The organism is Mycobacterium sp. 2-64 (assembly GCF_035918375.1).
Lineage (GTDB): Bacteria > Actinomycetota > Actinomycetes > Mycobacteriales > Mycobacteriaceae > Mycobacterium > Mycobacterium intracellulare.
Map to the genome: position 1 here is coordinate 2,292,001 of NZ_CP142361.1, position 17,530 is coordinate 2,309,530.

Below are 17,530 nucleotides of genomic sequence, written 5' to 3' on the forward strand. Positions count from 1 at the left end.
GGTCGCGCTCAGCGGCCGCGCCAGGTGAGCTCCATGCCGCCGGCGGCCAGCCACCGCGACAGGTCATAGCCGTTGCGGGCCAACCCATCCACGGCGGCCACGGCGCGTCGCACCGCCAGCTCCGCGACCTCGGGGGTCAGCAGGCCGTGGCGGACCGCATCGAGCAACTCGTCGATATCGCACAGTTCCGCGCGGGCGCCGCTGCGGACCTCGATGTCGAGGTAATGATCCTCGGCGCGCCACACCTCGGGCCCAGGCGTGTATTCGCCCACATCCAGGTAGTAGTCGTGGTCGCGTTCGTGGCCGGGGTTGAAGTGAAAGACCGTGGCGCGCAGGCCCAACGACGGCAGCAGCCACGATTCGAGGTAGTGAAACTGGGCGCGGCCGGGGGTGGGGCGGGCGACGTAGAGACCCCACGGGTGCACCGCATACTCGTCCACGGCCCGCACGATTCCCTTGGGATCGGTGTTGGTGCGGCCCACTAAGTCGAACGTCTCGTGTTTCGGTGGGTGAATCTCGCTGTTCCTCCTGAATGATCACACCCTACCGGCGCAACCGGATCTTCCACCGCACAAACCCGCCATACAACAGTGACAGCGCGGCCAGCATGGCCATGTCCAGCAGCCAGGTCTTCGGCGCGTGCTGCCAGAACCGGTCCTGGGACAGCAGCGAATCGGGCACCAGGTGCCGCAGGTCCACCGTCGACGAGGCGGCGGCGTAGCCCCAGCGCGCCGGCATCGCCCACGACAACTGGTTCAGGCCGAGCCGGCCGGTCACGGGCACCATGCCGCCGCACAGCACCAGCTGCGCCATCACCGTCACCACGAACAGCGGCATGATTTGCTCGCTCGAGCGCACCAGCGACGAGATGGCCAGGCCCAGGATGGCCGAGGCGACGCACGTCGCGGCCACCGTCGCGAACAGCTCGACCGTGGCCCCAATCGTGGAGTGGCCGAACAGATTTGCGCCGCGCGTCGGTGCGCCCTTGCCGGCCACCACGATCGCCGTGACGATCGCCGACTGCAAAATGGCGAACGCGCAGAACACCGCGGACTTGGCGAGCAGGTATGCGGTGGTCGACAGGCCGACCGCCTGCTCCCGCTGGAAGATGGCCCGTTCGCCGACCAGATCGCGAATTGTCAAGGCGGTGCCCATGAATGCCGCGGCCGGCATCAGCAGGGCCAGTATCTGTGCGGCCTCGTCGGGCGTTCCCGCATTGGGCCCCGGCGCATGAAATCCGTTGCTGCCCGGGACGGTCAGGGACAGCGAACCCAATACGAAGGGCAGTAGCGCCAGGAAGACGAAGTAGGCGCGGTCGGCGACGACGAGGCGGAACTGCCGCCGGGCGATGGTCGAGATCTGGCGTCGCACGCTGGTGTGCACCGGCTCACCCAGGCCGCTCGGCTCATCGGCCTTGTCCGGCATGCGCTTTTGGGCCTCGCTGCGTTCCACGAAGCGGCGATTGGCTTCGTCCGGGTCGGCGCCGACCTGGGTGAAGATCTTGGCCCAGTTGGTGGTGCCCATCGCGTCGCCGATCTGCTCGGGCGAGCCGCGGTAGGCCGTCTTGCCGCCGGGGGCCATCAGCAACACCTGGTCGCAGACGTCCAGGTAGGACAGCGAGTGCGTCACCACCAGCACCACACGACCGGCGTCGGCCAACTGGCGCAGCATCGTCATGACCTGCAGGTCGAGCGCGGGGTCCAGGCCGGACGTGGGCTCGTCGAGGATCAGCAATGACGGGCCGGTCAGCAGTTCCAGCGCCACCGACGCGCGTTTGCGCTGCCCGCCGGACAGCTTGTCGACGCGGGTGTCGGCGTGTTTGGTCAGGTCGAGCTCCTCGAGCACCTGGGCGACGACCCCGGCGCGGTCGGCCTTTCCGGTGTCGGGCGGCAGCCGCAGCTCGGCGGCGTAGCCCAGCGCCTGGTTGACGGTCAGCTGGCGATGCACGACGTCGTCTTGGGGGACCATGCCGATCCTGCTGCGCAGGGAGGCGTACTCGGCGTGAATGTTGTGTCCCTCGAACGTAACTGAGCCCGAGCTGGGTGTGGTGTAGCCGGCGATGAGCCTGGCCAGGGTGCTCTTTCCGGCGCCCGACCCGCCGATCACCGCGGTGAGCGTTCCGGGACGTGCGACCAGCGAGATGTCGTCGAGCAGTTGTTTGCCGTTGTCGACGACGTACTTGACGTTGCGCACCTCGAGCCCGCCGCTCCGCGACGCGGCTTCGCTGCGCTTGGTGAGCGTGCCGCCACGGAACACCAGGTCGACGTTGCCGATGGTGACGACGTCGTCCTCGGACAGGATCGCCGACCCGACCCGGGTGCCGTTGACGAACGTGCCGTTGACGCTGTTGTCCCGGATCTCGGTGCCCAGCGGTGTGGGCACCAAGGTCGCGTGCCGGCGCGACGCCAATACGTCGGGGACGACGATGTCGTTTTCGGGGGCGCGCCCGATGGTCAGGGCGCCGGTCGTGCCCGCGGCGGACGACGCGCGCGGCGAGAGCAATCTCACAAAGCGCGTCGCCAGGTTCGACACGTCGGCCGTCTTTGCGTCGATCACCGTGAATTCCGTTGCCGGCGCGGCCCGCAACCTGGCGGGCGAGCCGGGATCGATGACGGTCAGCTCCTCCGGTGGTGCGCCGCGCACTGGCGAAGGCGCCGCGAGCGGCAGCGGGGGCGCGGGGCGAGGCAGCGGACCTCGGGGAACGCCGCGGCGCGGCGGGGGCCGATGATGCGTCGGATTCGTTTGCTCGCCAACCGCGGACCACGTCAGGGTCGGTGGCCCGGAATCGTGGCTGGGCCGGGTGCGGGCCGGGCGGGTCGCCTGGCCCTGCCGGGGCCCGATCGCGAAGGTCAGGTGCGGGCCGCGCGGGTTTCCGACGTGAATGCTCTGGCCGTCGTGGATATCGATGACCGGCATCCGGTAACCGTTGAGATAGGTCCCGTTCAGCGAACCGTTATCGATTGCCAGCCAGCGGCCTTGATCGAAACGCAGGATCAGATGCGCGCGCGAGATGCGCGGATCGGCGATCTGCACGTCGGCCTGCGCGTCGCGTCCGACGACCACTTCGTGTCCGGCCGCGAAGGATCGTTGGGACCCGTCGTGCCGAATGGTCAGCAGAGGCGGGGCGGGTCGAGTCACCACTCAAGTATCGGGTCGCGCCGGCCGTGCTTCTATGGGATCCGGCTGTGACTTCCCTTTGTTTCGGCACGGCTATTCATAGCTGTTTCATAGTCGGCGGAGTCGAATCGCCTACGGCCGTGCGGCATTATTCGATCGGAGGGGGACCAACGCATTGATGGATGAGCACAAGCGAACGACCCGGCGCATCGGCACCGGGCGACGACTGCTGACCAACCCGCGCCAGGCCCGCGACGCCCTGCGCGCGGGTTTTCACTCGTTACCCGCGATGCCGATCGGGCAGCTGTTTCGCCGGATACCACCGGTGAGTTCCCTGCCGAACGCGGAACCCCAAGCGGCGCAACCACACAGCGATTCCGGTGCGGTGGGGAATGGTGCGTCGTTTGCCGGCTACACGATCTTGCGGCAACTGGGCGCCGGTGGCATGGCCGAGGTCTACCTGGCATTGCATCCCCGGCTGCCGCGCCGCGACGTGATCAAAGTCCTCGCCGAGGCGGTGACGGCCGATCCCGAGTTTCGCGAAAGGTTCAATCGGGAGGCCGATCTCGCGGCGACGCTGTGGCATCCCCACATCGTCGGCGTCCACGACCGCGGCGCTTTCAACGGGCATCTGTGGATCTCGATGGACTATGTCGAGGGCACCGATGCGTCGCGGTTGGTCAAGCAGAGCCACCCCGAGGGCATGCCGATCCACGAGGTGTGTGCCATCGTGCAAGCGGTCGCGGGTGCGCTGGACTACGCGCACGACCGTGGCCTGCTGCACCGCGACGTCAAGCCCGCCAACATCCTGCTCACCCACCCGGAAGACGGGGAACGCCGAATCCTGTTGGCGGACTTCGGTGTCGCGCGCCACCTGGGCGACGTGAGCGGGATCACCGAAACCAACGTCGCGGTGGGAACCGTGGCCTACGCCGCGCCCGAGCAGCTTGCCGGCGCTCCGATCGACGGGAGGGCCGACCAATACGCGTTGGCCGCAACGGCTTTCCATCTGCTGACCGGTGCGCCACCGTTTCAGCATTCCAACCCGATCGCGGTGATCAGCCGGCACCTGCACGAGACGCCTCCCCGCCTCAGCGACTTTCGGCCGGAGCTGGCGGAGCTCGACGACGTGTTCTCGACGGCGCTCGCCAAACGGCCCGAGGACAGGTTCGCGCGGTGCCGGGAGTTCGCCACCGCCGTCAGCGCGCGGGTTTCCGAAGCCCGCCGCCCGCCGCCGCGCACCGCCCCGTTGGCGCCGCACCGCCGGCGCGGGCTCGCCGCCTTGAACCACCGGTTCTCGTCGAAAACCCGGTGGGCCGCGGCGCTGGTGTGCGCGGTGCTCGTCGCCGTCGCGGCGACCTGGTCGATCCTGTACTCGTTTGAGCCCACCACGCCGCCGCCCAGCCCCGCGCTCGCCTCCAAACCGTCCCTGCCCGCTCCCAGCGCCGCACCCGCCGCCGGGGGACCGGCGCTGAATGGGACCTATCGGCTGGACTATGACCAGACCAAGCGGACCACCAACGGCATCGGCATCCGGCACGGCGGAGCCACCACCGACTGGTGGGCGTTCCGGTCGGCCTGCACGACCAACGGATGCGCGGCCACCGGGACCCAGCTGGACGATGCCACCCACCAACTGGCCAGCACCACCGGCGGCGGCCAGGCCGACACGTTGCGCTACGTGGGTGGCTACTGGCAAGGCGCGCCCGAGCAGCTGCGAGTGGGCTGCGCCCAGCCGAACGGACACGCGCCTGCCACCCAGCAGGAAACCGTCGCGTGGTCGCTGGCGCCGCAGGCCGACGGCACGCTGCGGGGCACGCAGACCGAGACCGTGCTCAGCAACGAGTGCGGCGCTCAGGGGGCGGTGGTCCGGGTGCCCGTGGTGGCCACCCGGGCCGGCGCCGCGCCGGCCGGCGTGGCGTTGGGCGACCCCACCCAGGTCATCAACGCCTCGACCACCGCGTCCGCCCCGGCGCCGCCCGTGCTGGGCGGGTTGTGCGCCGATGTCGGCAAGGTCGCCTACGACCCGACCAACAACGAGCAGATCGTGTGCGAGGGCAGCAGCTGGGCCAAGGCCCCGATCACGATGGGCGTGCACGCGGCCGGTAGCTCGTGCGACCGGCCGGGCACCTCGGTGTTCGCCATGAGCACCTCCAGCGACGGCTACCTGCTGCAATGCGACCCGGTCACCCGGACGTGGACGCGTCCCGCGGGTTAGCCGAGGACGGCCGCGGGGGCCGTCCTGTACTACTTTCTGGTCGACTTCGAGGAAAACCAGCCGTCCTCGTCCTCCCGCCAACCGGGAGAGCCAGACACTATTTGGTGGTTCGGCTATCCGCGCGAGAACCTCCCTGACCGGACGTCGAGCATCTCTGAGGCGTATCGGTATACGCCGTCGACCGGAGCGCCCCCGTCTAGCGCCAGCCAAAACCAAGCTCGACCAAAGACGCAGCCTCGTCTTTACCAAGATCCTCCATGAGCGAATCCCTCAACCGTCAGGACGACGACCTGCAAAGACCAGCTCCAAGGCACTTGTCGGTGATCGCCTCTACCCTGGTGGCATGGCATTCGCCACGGAACATCCGGTAGTCGCTCATTCGGAATATCGCCCGGCCGAAGAGGCCGTGGCGGGGCTGGTGCGCGCCGGCGGCCGCTTCGAGGTCGTCAGCCCGCACGACCCCGCCGGGGACCAGCCGGCGGCCATCGACGAGCTGGAGCGCAGGATCAGGGCGGGGGAGCGCGATGTGGTGCTGCTCGGCGCCACCGGCACCGGGAAGTCGGCCACCACCGCTTGGCTCATCGAGCGCCTGCAGCGGCCCACCCTGGTGATGGCACCCAACAAGACGCTGGCCGCCCAGCTGGCCAACGAGCTGCGGGAGATGTTGCCGCACAACGCCGTTGAGTACTTCGTGTCGTACTACGACTACTACCAGCCCGAGGCCTACATCGCGCAGACCGACACCTACATCGAAAAGGACAGCTCGATCAACGACGACGTCGAGCGCTTGCGGCACTCCGCGACGTCGTCGCTGCTGTCGCGGCGCGATGTGGTCGTGGTGGCGTCGGTGTCGTGCATCTACGGCCTGGGCACCCCGCAGTCGTACCTGGATCGCTCGGTGGAACTGCGGGTCGGCAACGAGGTGCCCCGGGACGGGTTGCTGCGGCTACTGGTCGACGTCCAGTACACCCGCAACGACCTGTCCTTCACCCGCGGCTCGTTCCGGGTGCGCGGCGACACCGTGGAGATCATCCCGTCCTACGAAGAACTGGCGGTGCGCATCGAGTTCTTCGGCGACGAGATCGAGGCGCTGTATTACCTGCACCCGCTGACGGGCGACGTGATCCGCCAGGTCGACTCGCTGCGCATCTTCCCGGCCACCCACTACGTGGCCGGCCCCGAGCGGATGGCCCACGCCATCTCGACGATCGAAGAGGAACTGGCCGCCCGGCTGGCCGAACTCGAGGGCCAGGGCAAGCTGCTCGAGGCGCAGCGCCTGAGGATGCGCACCAACTACGACATCGAGATGATGCGCCAGGTCGGATTCTGTTCGGGCATCGAGAACTACTCCCGCCACATCGACGCCCGGGGGCCGGGCTCGCCGCCGGCGACCCTGCTCGACTACTTTCCGGAAGACTTTTTGATGGTCATCGACGAGTCGCACGTCACCGTGCCGCAGATCGGCGGCATGTACGAGGGCGACATGTCGCGCAAGCGCAACCTGGTCGAATACGGGTTCCGGTTGCCGTCGGCGTGCGATAACCGCCCGCTGACGTGGGAGGAGTTCGCCGACCGGGTCGGGCAGACGGTGTATCTGTCGGCCACCCCGGGCCCCTATGAGCTCAGTCAGTCCGGCGGCGAGTTCGTCGAGCAGGTCATCCGGCCCACCGGCCTGGTGGACCCGAAGGTGGTGGTCAAACCGACCAAGGGGCAGATCGACGACCTGATCGGCGAGATCCGCAAGCGCACCGACGCCGACCAGCGGGTGCTGGTCACCACGCTCACCAAGAAGATGGCCGAGGACCTCACCGACTACCTGCTCGAGATGGGCATCCGGGTGCGCTATCTGCACTCGGAGGTCGACACGCTGCGCCGGGTGGAATTGCTGCGCCAGCTGCGGCTCGGCGAGTACGACGTGCTGGTCGGCATCAACCTGCTGCGCGAGGGCCTGGACCTGCCGGAGGTGTCGCTCGTCGCCATCCTGGATGCCGACAAAGAGGGCTTCCTGCGGTCATCGCGCAGCCTGATCCAAACCATCGGCCGCGCCGCCCGCAACGTCTCCGGCGAAGTGCACATGTACGCCGACACGATCACCGACTCGATGAAGGAAGCCATCGACGAGACCGAACGGCGCCGGGCGAAGCAGATCGCCTACAACGAGGCCAACGGGATCGACCCGCAACCGCTGCGCAAGAAGATCGCCGACATCCTCGACCAGGTCTATCGCGAGGCGTCTGATACAGAAGCCAGCGTGGTGGAGATCGGCGGGTCAGGGCGCAATGCGTCCCGCGGTCGGCGCGCACAGGGCGAGCCGGGCCGCGCGGTCAGCGCCGGGGTGTTCGAGGGCCGCGACACGACCAGCATGCCCCGCGCCGAACTGGCCGACCTGATCAAGGACCTGACCGCGCAGATGATGGCCGCCGCCCGGGACTTGCAATTCGAGCTGGCCGCGCGGTTCCGGGACGAGATCGCCGACCTGAAGAAGGAACTGCGCGGGATGGACGCCGCCGGCCTGAAATGAGTTTGCTGGCAACCGATCTGCGCCGGGTAACCCCGCGGCACCCCATACGGTAGAGGGGTGACCGACGCGGCGACTATCACCGGCGGCTGGCGAGAGCTGCTGGGCGCCCGGTATCTGAGGACGTCAATCCTGCTAGCCGGTGGGGTAGCGCTGTACGCCACCAACGAGTTCCTGACCACCAGCTTGTTGCCCAACACGATCGCCGAGATCGGCGGAAGCCGGCTCTACGCGTGGGTGACGACGCTGTACCTGGTCGGGTCGGTGGTCGCGGCGACGATGGTCAATCCGATGCTGCTGCGCGTCGGGGCGCGGTCGTCGTATCTGTTCGGACTCGCCGTGTTCGGCATCGCCAGCATGGTTTGCGCGGCCGCGCCGACCATGCATGTTCTGATTGCTGGCCGCGCGATGCAGGGGGTGGCCGGGGGCTTGCTGGCCGGCCTGGGCTACGCGGTGATCAACTCCGCGCTGCCCCGCTGGCTGTGGACGCGGGGCTCGGCGCTGGTGTCAGCGATGTGGGGCGTCGCGACGGTGGTCGGGCCCACGACGGGCGGCCTGTTCGCGCAGCTCGGGATCTGGCGGTGGGCGTTCGTCACGATGGCCGTCCTCACCGTCTTGATGGCCCTGCTGGTGCCGGTCGCGCTGGCCAGCGTCGACCCGACGAACGGCATCCCGCGGATGAAGGTGCCGGTGTGGTCGCTGCTGATCATCGGTGTGGCCGCGCTGGCCGTGAGCGGCGCGCAGATTCCCCGCAACACCGTCGCGACCTACGGCCTGCTTGCGGCCGGCATCATGCTGGTCGGCCTGTTCGTGATCGTCGACTGGCGCATGCACGCGGCCATCCTGCCGCCCAGCGTGTTCTCTCCCGGCCCGTTGAAGTGGATCTACCTCACCATGGGTGTCCTGATGGGCGCGGCGATGGTGAACACCTATGTGCCGCTGTTCGGGCAGCGGTTGGCCCACCTCACGCCGATCGCGGCCGGCTTCCTGGGCGCGGCCCTCGCCCTCGGCTGGACCGTCAGCGAAATCGTCAGCGCCTCGCTGGAAAATCCGCGCACGATCGGGCGGGTGGTCATGGTGGCGCCGCTGGTGGCCGCGTCCGGCCTGGCGCTGGGCGCGGTCGCCCGGCACGGCGACGGGTCAAACTGGACCGCCGCCCTGTGGGCGGTGGCCCTGCTGGTCGCCGGCATCGGCATCGGGATGGCCTGGCCGCACCTCTCGGCCCGCGCGATGGCCTGCGTCAACGATCCGGCCGAGGGCGGCGCCGCCTCCGCGGCGATCAACACCGTCCAGCTGACCTCCGCGGCGATCGGCGCCGGACTGGCCGGAGTGGTCGTCAACACCGCCACCGGTGGCGAGGCGGTCGCGGCCCATTTGTTGTTCACGGTCTTCACCGCGGTGAGCGCCGCGGGTGTGGCGGTGTCGTACGCCGCGACCCGGGCCACGCGCCAGGCGCGGCCGGTCGCCAGCGTGGGCTGACCCGTCGGGGATTACCGGGTGGATTTCACCACCTGCGAGTAATGGAATTGCCAACGCTCGACGATGTGGAAGCCCAGGTAGCCCGGGAATCGGTATGCCGGGGCGCGCCCGAATGCGCTTCCGGGCGGGAGCGATTGTCCCGCTTGGTGATCCGGCAGCGAGGCGTCTTTATTGGTAATGGTCCAGATGGTGGGGCATTTGTCGATTTTGGCCGTGGTCAGCCAGACGGCCACATGGCCGTCCCACAGCGAGCCGACCTTCGGGCCGTACACGCCGCGCTCGACGTCGATCAGCGACCGGAAGGCCGCCGGCCGGGTGGCCAGCAGCGCCCGGATCGGGCCGGGCCGCCACGGCACGGTGTTGTCCACCATCAGGCAGTCGCCGGGGGCGGCGTGTGCGGCGATCAGGTCGGCGACCTGGCTGTAGTCCCAGCCCTCCTTGGCGTACGGCCAACGCTGGACGAACAGGTAATTGGGCACCGCGGCGATGACGAACAGCAGCACCGCGCCGACCATCGGCCAGGGCCGGCGGGCCAGCGTGACGATGCAGACGGCCAGGACGATGGCCATCGCGGGCGCGGTGAAGATCAGGTAGCGCGGGTAGTAGATCGGCTCGCTGACGGCGGAATAGATGACGACCAGCGCGGTCGGAATGACCATCCACACCACACAGAAGGTCAACAACCGGCGCAGGTCACCGGCCGGGGCCGGCGCGCCGGCCAACCGGGCCAGCGCCGCCGCGACGATCACGACCGCGCTCAGCACCGCGAAGGCGACGCTGTGGTCGAAATACTGCCGCAGGATGATGTCGAACGCGTAATGCCAGCTCACCGGGTAGATCCAGCCGACCTGCCACACCTGGCCATGGGCGAACAGCGCGAACGGGATCATCGCCCCGACCGCGACGGCAGAGCTGGTGGCCCACCACACGACCGGGGACCTGCGGGACCCTCCGGGAAGCAACAGCGGCAGGATCGCGCCGTACACCGGCACCAGCAGCACCAGGTTGACGTTGAGCAGGATCGACAGCGCCAATGCCAGCGCGTAGCAAATCCACCAGCGGGGCCGATTGCGCCGGACGGCGGCCACGAACAACACCGTCAGCCATACGGACGCGGCCGCGACGAAGCCATAGGAACGCGCCTCCATGCCGGCCCACGTCGTGCGGGGCAGGATGGCGAAGACGACGCCCGCGCACACCGCCGTCGGGCGCGTCGCGAACTTCTTGGTGAACACCGTGACCCCGGCGGCCGCGGCGCCCACGGCAAGGGCGCTGGGCAGGCGCGAGAAGAACTCGGTGGGCGGAAACAGGGCGAACCAACCGTGCATCACCAGGTAGTACGCACCGTGGACGGCGTCGATGTGGCCCAGCAGCCGCCACAGCTCGGGCAGCGTCCGGCTCGCCGCGGCCGAAATCGTGGCCCCCTCGTCGAACCACAGCGAAGGCCGGCAGGCCCAGGCGGCGCTGACGGCCGTGGCGAACAGGGCGATCGCCCACGGATCGAGCAACCTGCCGCGGGGGCCCGCTGCGACGGTTTTATCGACAACATCCCCGGCGCGCGGCTCGAAAATCGGCTCGAGGGTGGGCATGGACATGATGCTTGTTACTGTAGGGCGCGGTCGGTCGAACCGGTCACCAACAGCACCCGCCGCATTTGCAGTTCGCGCCCGTATTCACGAAAAGCGGCGTCATGCAATGCTTTCCGTCGCCGAATCGCGCATTCGATTGTTTTGCCATTTCCGATATTGTCCGTTGGCCCAGCCAGGCGCCGCAAATTGCGGGGGCGCCACGCCACACTGTGTCGCAAATCTTTCTCCTCTGCGCCGAGCAAACGCGATACTGTCTTGGGTTGGCTGACCAACCGAAACTGGGAGGGTAAATGGGCGCCTATCGGACTGTGGTGGTAGGAACCGATGGCTCGGACTCGTCGATGCGTGCGGTAGAGAAGGCGGCGCAGATCGCCGGACCGGACGCCAAGCTGATCGTCGCCTCGGCGTACTTGCCGCAACACGAGGACGCCCGGGCCGCCGACGCCCTCCGGGACGAAAGCTACAAGGTTTCGGGCACCGCGCCGATTTACGCGATCCTGCGCGACGCCAAGGACCGCGCCCAGGCGGCGGGTGCGCAGAACATCGACGAACGCCCAATCGTGGGGGCGCCGGTCGATGCGCTCGTGCACCTCGCCGAGGAAGAGCAGGCAGATCTGCTCGTGGTCGGCAACGTCGGTCTGAGCACCATCGCCGGCCGGCTGCTGGGATCGGTGCCGGCCAACGTCTCGCGGCGGGCCAAGACCGACGTGTTGATCGTGCACACCACGACGTAACCGCCCGGCCGGCTGGGGCTACCAGCCCCGCGCGCGCCATTCGCTCAGATGGGGGCGTTCGGCGCCCAACACCGTGTCGTCGCCGTGGCCGGGGTAGATGACCGTCGCGTCGTCATACACGTCGAACACCCGGGTGGTGACGTCGTCGAGCAGCTGGTCGAAATCGCCGGGCTGCCACGTCTTGCCGACGCCGCCCGGGAACAGGCAGTCGCCGGTGAACAGCTGCGTGACCCCACCGGTCGCGGGTCCGTCCAGGGCCAGCGCGATCGATCCGGGGGTGTGCCCCCGCAGGTGGATGACGTCGAAGTTCAGCTCGCCGATCCGCACGGTGTCGCCGCCCGCCAGCAAACGGTCGGGTTTGACCGGCAGCGCCTCGGCGTCGATCTCGTTCGCGGCGGTCGGCGCGCCGGTCGCCTTCGCCACGGCGTCGAGCGCCTGCCAGTGATCGAAGTGCTGATGGCTGGTCACGATCAGCGACACCTTCGGTGCGTGCTGCCGGATCAGGCCGATCAGGTCGTCGGCGTCGTTGGCGGCATCGATGAGCAGGGTTTCGCCCGTGGCGGAACACGTCACCAGATACGCGTTGTTGTCCATGGGGCCCACCGACGCCTTTATGATCGTGGCGCCGGGTAGGGTCCGGCGGGCCGCGGTACCAGGGTCGACGTGTCCCGTGTAGGTGTCGACAAGCTTGTCAGTGGGGCCGTCCTGGGCAGTCATAGCGGCCACGTTACTGGTCACAGACTGCTTGTCGGTATGGGCACATAGCATGGAATGCGCCGTGCGCAACTCCGATCCGGGATCGGCATTGTGGCTGCGGAAAAGTAGCAGATAGTTCCTGAGAGGGGCGGCGTTGGCTGACCGTCTGATCATCAAGGGCGCCCGCGAGCACAACCTGCGCGGCGTCGACCTCGACCTGCCCCGCGACGCGCTGATCGTCTTCACCGGGCTGTCGGGTTCGGGCAAATCGTCGCTGGCCTTCGACACGATCTTCGCCGAGGGGCAGCGGCGTTACGTGGAGTCCCTGTCGGCCTACGCCCGCCAGTTCCTCGGGCAGATGGACAAGCCGGACGTCGACTTCATCGAGGGCCTGTCCCCGGCGGTGTCGATCGACCAGAAGTCCACCAACCGCAACCCGCGATCGACGGTCGGCACCATCACCGAGGTCTACGACTACCTGCGGCTGCTGTACGCCCGCGCCGGCACCCCGCACTGCCCGGTGTGTGGCGAGCGCATCGCCCGCCAGACGCCCCAGCAAATCGTCGACCAGGTGCTGGCGATGCCGGAGGGCACCCGGTTTCAGGTGCTCGCGCCGGTGGTGCGCACCCGCAAGGGCGAGTTCGCCGACCTCTTCGAAAAGCTCAACGCCCAGGGCTACAGCCGGGTCCGGGTCGACGGCGTCGTGCATCCGCTGACCGATCCGCCGAAGCTGAAGAAGCAGGAGAAGCACGACATCGAGGTCGTGGTGGACCGGCTCACCGTGAAGGCCAGCGCCAAGCAGCGGCTCACCGACTCGGTGGAGACCGCGCTGAACCTGGCCGACGGCATCGTGGTGCTGGAGTTCGTCGATCACGAGCACGACGCCCACAACCGCGAGCAGCGGTTCTCCGAGAAGCTGGCCTGCCCGAACGGGCACGCGCTGGCCGTCGACGACCTGGAGCCGCGGTCGTTCTCGTTCAACTCGCCGTACGGCGCCTGCCCGGAATGCAGCGGCCTGGGCATCCGCAAGGAGGTCGACCCCGACCTGGTGGTGCCCGACCCCGAGCGCACCCTGGCCGAGGGCGCGGTGGCGCCGTGGTCGACGGGCCACACCGCGGAGTACTTCACCCGGATGATGGCCGGGCTGGGGGACGAGCTGGGCTTCGACGTCGACACCCCGTGGCGCAAACTGCCCGCCAAGGCCCGCAAGGCGATCCTCGAGGGCTCCGACCACCAGGTGCACGTGCGCTACCGCAACCGGTACGGCCGGACCCGCTCCTATTACGCCGATTTCGAGGGCGTGCTGGCGTTTTTGCAGCGCAAGATGGCGCAGACCGAATCCGAGCAGATGAAGGAGCGCTACGAGGGCTTCATGCGTGACGTGCCCTGCCCGGTCTGCGAGGGGACCCGGCTCAAGCCGGAGATCCTGGCGGTGTCGCTGAGCGCGGGCAATCGCGGCAAGAAGTCCATCGCCGAGGTCTGTGAGCTGTCGATCTCCGATTGCGCAGACTTCCTCAACACCCTCACCCTGGGGCCGCGCGAGCAGGCGATCGCCGGGCAGGTGCTCAAGGAAATCCAGTCGCGGCTGGGATTTTTGCTCGACGTCGGTCTCGAATACCTGTCGCTGTCCCGCGCGGCCGCCACGCTGTCCGGTGGTGAGGCGCAACGCATTCGGCTGGCCACCCAGATCGGGTCCGGGCTGGTGGGCGTGCTGTACGTGCTCGACGAGCCATCCATCGGGCTGCATCAGCGCGACAATCGTCGTCTCATCGAAACCCTCACTCGGCTAAGGGGTTTGGGCAACACGCTGATCGTCGTCGAGCATGACGAGGACACCATCGCGCACGCCGACTGGATCGTCGACATCGGCCCGCGGGCCGGTGAGCACGGCGGCCAGATCGTGCACAGCGGCACCTACAGCGAGCTGCTGGCCAACAAGGAGTCGATCACGGGCGCCTACCTGTCGGGCAAGGAAAGCATCGAGATGCCGGCGATCCGGCGTCCCGTCGACCGGCGCCGTCAGCTCACCGTCGTCGGCGCCCGCGAGCACAACCTGCGCGGCATCGACGTCTCGTTCCCGCTCGGCGTGCTCACGTCGGTGACCGGCGTGTCCGGTTCCGGCAAGTCGACTCTGGTCAACGACATCCTCGCGGCGGTGCTGGCCAACCGGCTCAACGGCGCAAGGCTGGTCCCCGGCCGCCACACCCGGGTCACCGGGCTGGACCACCTGGACAAGCTGGTGCGGGTGGATCAGTCGCCGATCGGCCGCACGCCGCGGTCGAACCCGGCCACCTACACCGGCGTGTTCGACAAGATCCGCACCCTGTTCGCGGCGACCACCGAGGCCAAAGTCCGTGGCTACCAACCGGGCCGGTTCTCGTTCAACGTCAAGGGCGGCCGCTGCGAAGCGTGCACCGGTGACGGCACCATCAAGATCGAGATGAACTTCCTGCCCGACGTGTATGTGCCGTGCGAGGTGTGTCAGGGGGCCCGCTACAACCGGGAAACCCTCGAGGTGCACTACAAGGGCAAGACCATCTCCGAGGTGCTGGACATGTCCATCGAGGAGGCGGCGGAGTTCTTCGAGCCGATCACCGGCATCCACCGCTATCTGCGCACCCTGGTCGACGTCGGTCTCGGTTATGTGCGGCTCGGCCAGCCGGCGCCGACGCTGTCCGGCGGCGAGGCGCAGCGCGTGAAACTGGCCGCCGAACTGCAAAAGCGATCCACCGGGCGCACCGTGTACATCCTCGACGAGCCGACCACGGGTCTGCATTTCGACGACATCCGCAAGTTGCTCAAGGTCATCAACGGCCTTGTCGACAAAGGCAATACGGTCATCGTCATCGAACACAACCTGGACGTCATCAAGACCTCGGACTGGATCGTCGACATGGGGCCGGAAGGCGGCGCCGAGGGCGGAACCGTTGTCGCGGAAGGCACTCCGGAGGACGTCGCGGCGGTGCCGGAGAGTTACACCGGGAAGTTCCTCGCCGAGGTCATCGGGCGCAGCGCGCCGCCGGCCAGCGCTCCGACGCGCCGGCCGGCCCGCCGCCGTAAAGCCACCGCCTGAGTCCGCTTTCGCGACAAGGCCCGAATGACGTTGTCGGGCAGGGCATCTGGCGAGCACTGAGGGGACACACGCCCGGCGTCGCTCACGGCTGGTCGTCGCGCCGCATCGACTCGCGGATCTGGGCCAGCCGCTCGGCCGCCGCGCGACGGCGCTCGTCGTACTCGGCCTCGACCGATCGTCCCTCGGGTGACTCCGCGTCGAGTTCGGCCGAGCCCTGTGCCGTCGCGTACCGGGCCTCGATCTTGTCGCGCACGGACTCGAACGTCGGCGTACCGGCGTCGTCGTATCCGGCGTCGGCGGCACCTTCAGTGCTGGGTTCGTCGGGCATGCCGCCACGGTACTGCGCGCCGCGGTCGAAATCGGCAACATCCGTTGTCAGTTCTTGGAGTCGCTGCGGTTCGCATTTCCCGTGCTCTAGCCCCGACCGGCGTTAACCATAATTCGGCCGCGGTCGCGTGTTACTGAACAGTAGCTGACGTTTTCGCCAAATCCCGTGCGGCGCCTAACAAGCCCGCGTTGATATTTTCCGCCCGCGCTGCACAGCCGCCATTAGCTTGTTATGTCACAATCTCCTTGGTTATTTGTCGCGAGTCGAATTGAGAAACGATTCAAGACGCGTTCACGAAATAGTTCAGTTCGCACGGTTAATAGGTGGAGGCAAACCCATGGAAGCGGCTCAGCTCGAAGCAAGAGTGTTTGATGCCCCGCGGTCGGACGTTCGGTCCGGCTGGCGCGATCACGCGACGGGATGTTGGGTCGTCGCGTCCACGCCGAGGGGGGAGCCCGATCTGTGGAATCAATACCTGGAAGGCGCAGCGCACAGCTATCGCAGGCACGGCTTGGATTGGGTGCTCGACGTGGACGCGATTTCGGACGGCGCGGACACGGCGCTGTTCTTCGCGGCCCTTGACCCGGAGGGGCGCGTGGTCGGGGGCACGCGCGTCGTGGGGCCGTTGCGCTCGCCCGAGGACTCCCACGCTCTGGTGGAGTGGAAAGGCAATCCCGGCCTTTCCCTGCTGCGTCATATGATCGCCAACCGGCTTCCGTTCGGCGTCGTGGAGGTGAAAAGCGCCTGGGCCAATTCCCGCGAATATGGCAATCAGTCGCTTTCCCGAGTATTGGCCCGCACGGCCCTGCCGACGATGACGCTGCTGGGTGCTCAATTTGTGATGGCTACCGCGGCGGCCCATGTGCTGGAGCAGTGGCAATCCTCCGGGGGCGTCGTGGCCGCACGCGTTCCGGCGGCCGCCTATCCGAATGAAAACTATCGAACCAAAGTGATGTGGTGGGACCGTCGCACCCTTTCCGCTCATGCCGAGCCGGCGCAATTCAAGCTGATGTGCGCCGAGAACGCCGAAATCCTCAGCCGCTTTTCGGCATTGGAAGAAATCACGTGTTGATGGCACGGTCCCGGTTGGCCGCGAAAGTGGTAAACCGGGAAGGTGGTGTCGGGCCGGTTGCCGCGGATGCCATCATTGCGGCTATGGCATCTCGACACACGCGATTTCGGTTCTTCTACCGCGTCGGCTTCACGCCGTGGGAAGGACACCCGATCGGGCAGGGGCTGCGGGATCTGGTCGAGGGAACTGGTGACACGCCGGCGCTGCCCAAGGGGCGGGCTCTCGACGTGGGATGCGGCACCGGGGACTGCGCCATCTATCTCGCCCAGCAGGGCTGGCAGGTCACCGGGGTCGATTACGTCGCGAAACCGCTTGAAAAGGCGCGGGCGAAAGCGGGCAAAGCCGATGTCTCCATCAATTTTGTTCGTGCCGATGTGACGCAGCTGAGTCAGTCCGGGATCGGGACTGGCTTCCAGTTGATCGTCGACAACGGTTGCATCCACAACATGAGTGGCGGCGACCGTGAGGCGTACGTCCGGGAAGTCAGCGCCGTGGCGGCGCCCGACGCGCGGCTGTTCATCGCCGCGTTCCCTCCCGGCGGCCGGTTCGGCGTGCCGGGGATCGATCACCCCGAGATCGAACGACGTTTCACTCCCGGCTGGACGCTGTTATTCAGCGGCGACGAGCAGGAACTCGACGACAGGAAGACCCCGGCGTATTACTACCTGTTCCAACGTCGCGCCTGAGTGCCCGACCGTCTCCCGTG

General features: G+C 67.8%; 12 protein-coding genes. 7 read left to right on the forward strand and 5 right to left on the reverse strand.

Annotated features, from left to right (window positions below):
- Positions 1–8: 8 nt before the first annotated feature.
- Positions 9–449, reverse strand: a complete 441-nt coding sequence (locus QGN31_RS10940) for a DUF402 domain-containing protein (protein ID WP_014711906.1) — start codon at positions 447–449, stop codon at positions 9–11.
- A 94-nt stretch (positions 450–543) separates the two neighbouring features.
- Positions 544–3,138: an FHA domain-containing protein gene (locus tag QGN31_RS10945; protein WP_225346160.1), complete on the reverse strand. Its 2,595-nt coding sequence runs from the start codon at positions 3,136–3,138 to the stop codon at positions 544–546.
- 157 nt (positions 3,139–3,295) lie between these two features.
- Here QGN31_RS10945 and QGN31_RS10950 point away from each other — a divergent pair, with 157 nt between their 5' ends.
- From QGN31_RS10950 to QGN31_RS10960, 3 genes are all read left to right on the forward strand, one after another.
- Positions 3,296–5,335 carry a serine/threonine-protein kinase gene (locus tag QGN31_RS10950; RefSeq protein ID WP_014380346.1) on the forward strand — a complete coding sequence of 680 codons (2,040 nt, stop codon included), beginning with the start codon at positions 3,296–3,298 and terminating at the stop codon, positions 5,333–5,335.
- A gap of 343 nt (positions 5,336–5,678) precedes the next feature.
- On the forward strand, positions 5,679–7,856 hold the full coding sequence (gene uvrB, locus QGN31_RS10955) for an excinuclease ABC subunit UvrB (protein ID WP_009954231.1): 2,178 nt from the start codon (positions 5,679–5,681) through the stop codon (positions 7,854–7,856).
- Positions 7,857–7,913: 57 nt separating this feature from the next.
- Positions 7,914–9,332 carry an MFS transporter gene (locus QGN31_RS10960; RefSeq protein WP_009954230.1) on the forward strand — a complete coding sequence of 473 codons (1,419 nt, stop codon included), beginning with the start codon at positions 7,914–7,916 and terminating at the stop codon, positions 9,330–9,332.
- An 11-nt stretch (positions 9,333–9,343) separates the two neighbouring features.
- Here the strand turns inward: QGN31_RS10960 and QGN31_RS10965 are convergent, their stop codons facing one another.
- The gene (locus tag QGN31_RS10965) at positions 9,344–10,927 is read right to left on the reverse strand and encodes a glycosyltransferase family 39 protein (protein ID WP_009954229.1); all 1,584 of its coding nucleotides are present in this window, start codon (positions 10,925–10,927) and stop codon (positions 9,344–9,346) included.
- A gap of 284 nt (positions 10,928–11,211) precedes the next feature.
- On the opposite strand from QGN31_RS10965, the gene QGN31_RS10970 reads away from it, so the two are divergent.
- Complete coding sequence (locus QGN31_RS10970) at positions 11,212–11,655, forward strand: universal stress protein (protein WP_009954226.1); 444 nt, start codon at positions 11,212–11,214, stop codon at positions 11,653–11,655.
- 18 nt (positions 11,656–11,673) lie between these two features.
- On the opposite strand, the gene QGN31_RS10975 is transcribed toward QGN31_RS10970, so the two are convergent.
- Entirely contained in the window at positions 11,674–12,372 is a 699-nt protein-coding gene (locus QGN31_RS10975; RefSeq protein WP_041785038.1) for an MBL fold metallo-hydrolase, read from the reverse strand.
- Between the two features lie 133 nt (positions 12,373–12,505).
- Here QGN31_RS10975 and uvrA point away from each other — a divergent pair, with 133 nt between their 5' ends.
- Positions 12,506–15,424 (forward strand): excinuclease ABC subunit UvrA, encoded by a 2,919-nt coding sequence (gene uvrA / locus QGN31_RS10980; protein ID WP_014382759.1) that lies wholly within the window; start codon positions 12,506–12,508, stop codon positions 15,422–15,424.
- 82 nt (positions 15,425–15,506) lie between these two features.
- Here the strand turns inward: uvrA and QGN31_RS10985 are convergent, their stop codons facing one another.
- Positions 15,507–15,752: a hypothetical protein gene (locus tag QGN31_RS10985; protein WP_014385102.1), complete on the reverse strand. Its 246-nt coding sequence runs from the start codon at positions 15,750–15,752 to the stop codon at positions 15,507–15,509.
- 337 nt (positions 15,753–16,089) lie between these two features.
- On the opposite strand from QGN31_RS10985, the gene QGN31_RS10990 reads away from it, so the two are divergent.
- Together QGN31_RS10990 and QGN31_RS10995 are read left to right on the forward strand one after the other, a co-directional pair.
- On the forward strand, positions 16,090–16,824 hold the full coding sequence (locus QGN31_RS10990; protein WP_014385101.1) for a hypothetical protein: 735 nt from the start codon (positions 16,090–16,092) through the stop codon (positions 16,822–16,824).
- A gap of 83 nt (positions 16,825–16,907) precedes the next feature.
- On the forward strand, positions 16,908–17,510 hold the full coding sequence (locus QGN31_RS10995) for a class I SAM-dependent methyltransferase (protein WP_009954197.1): 603 nt from the start codon (positions 16,908–16,910) through the stop codon (positions 17,508–17,510).
- The last annotated feature ends 20 nt before the right edge of the window (positions 17,511–17,530 follow it).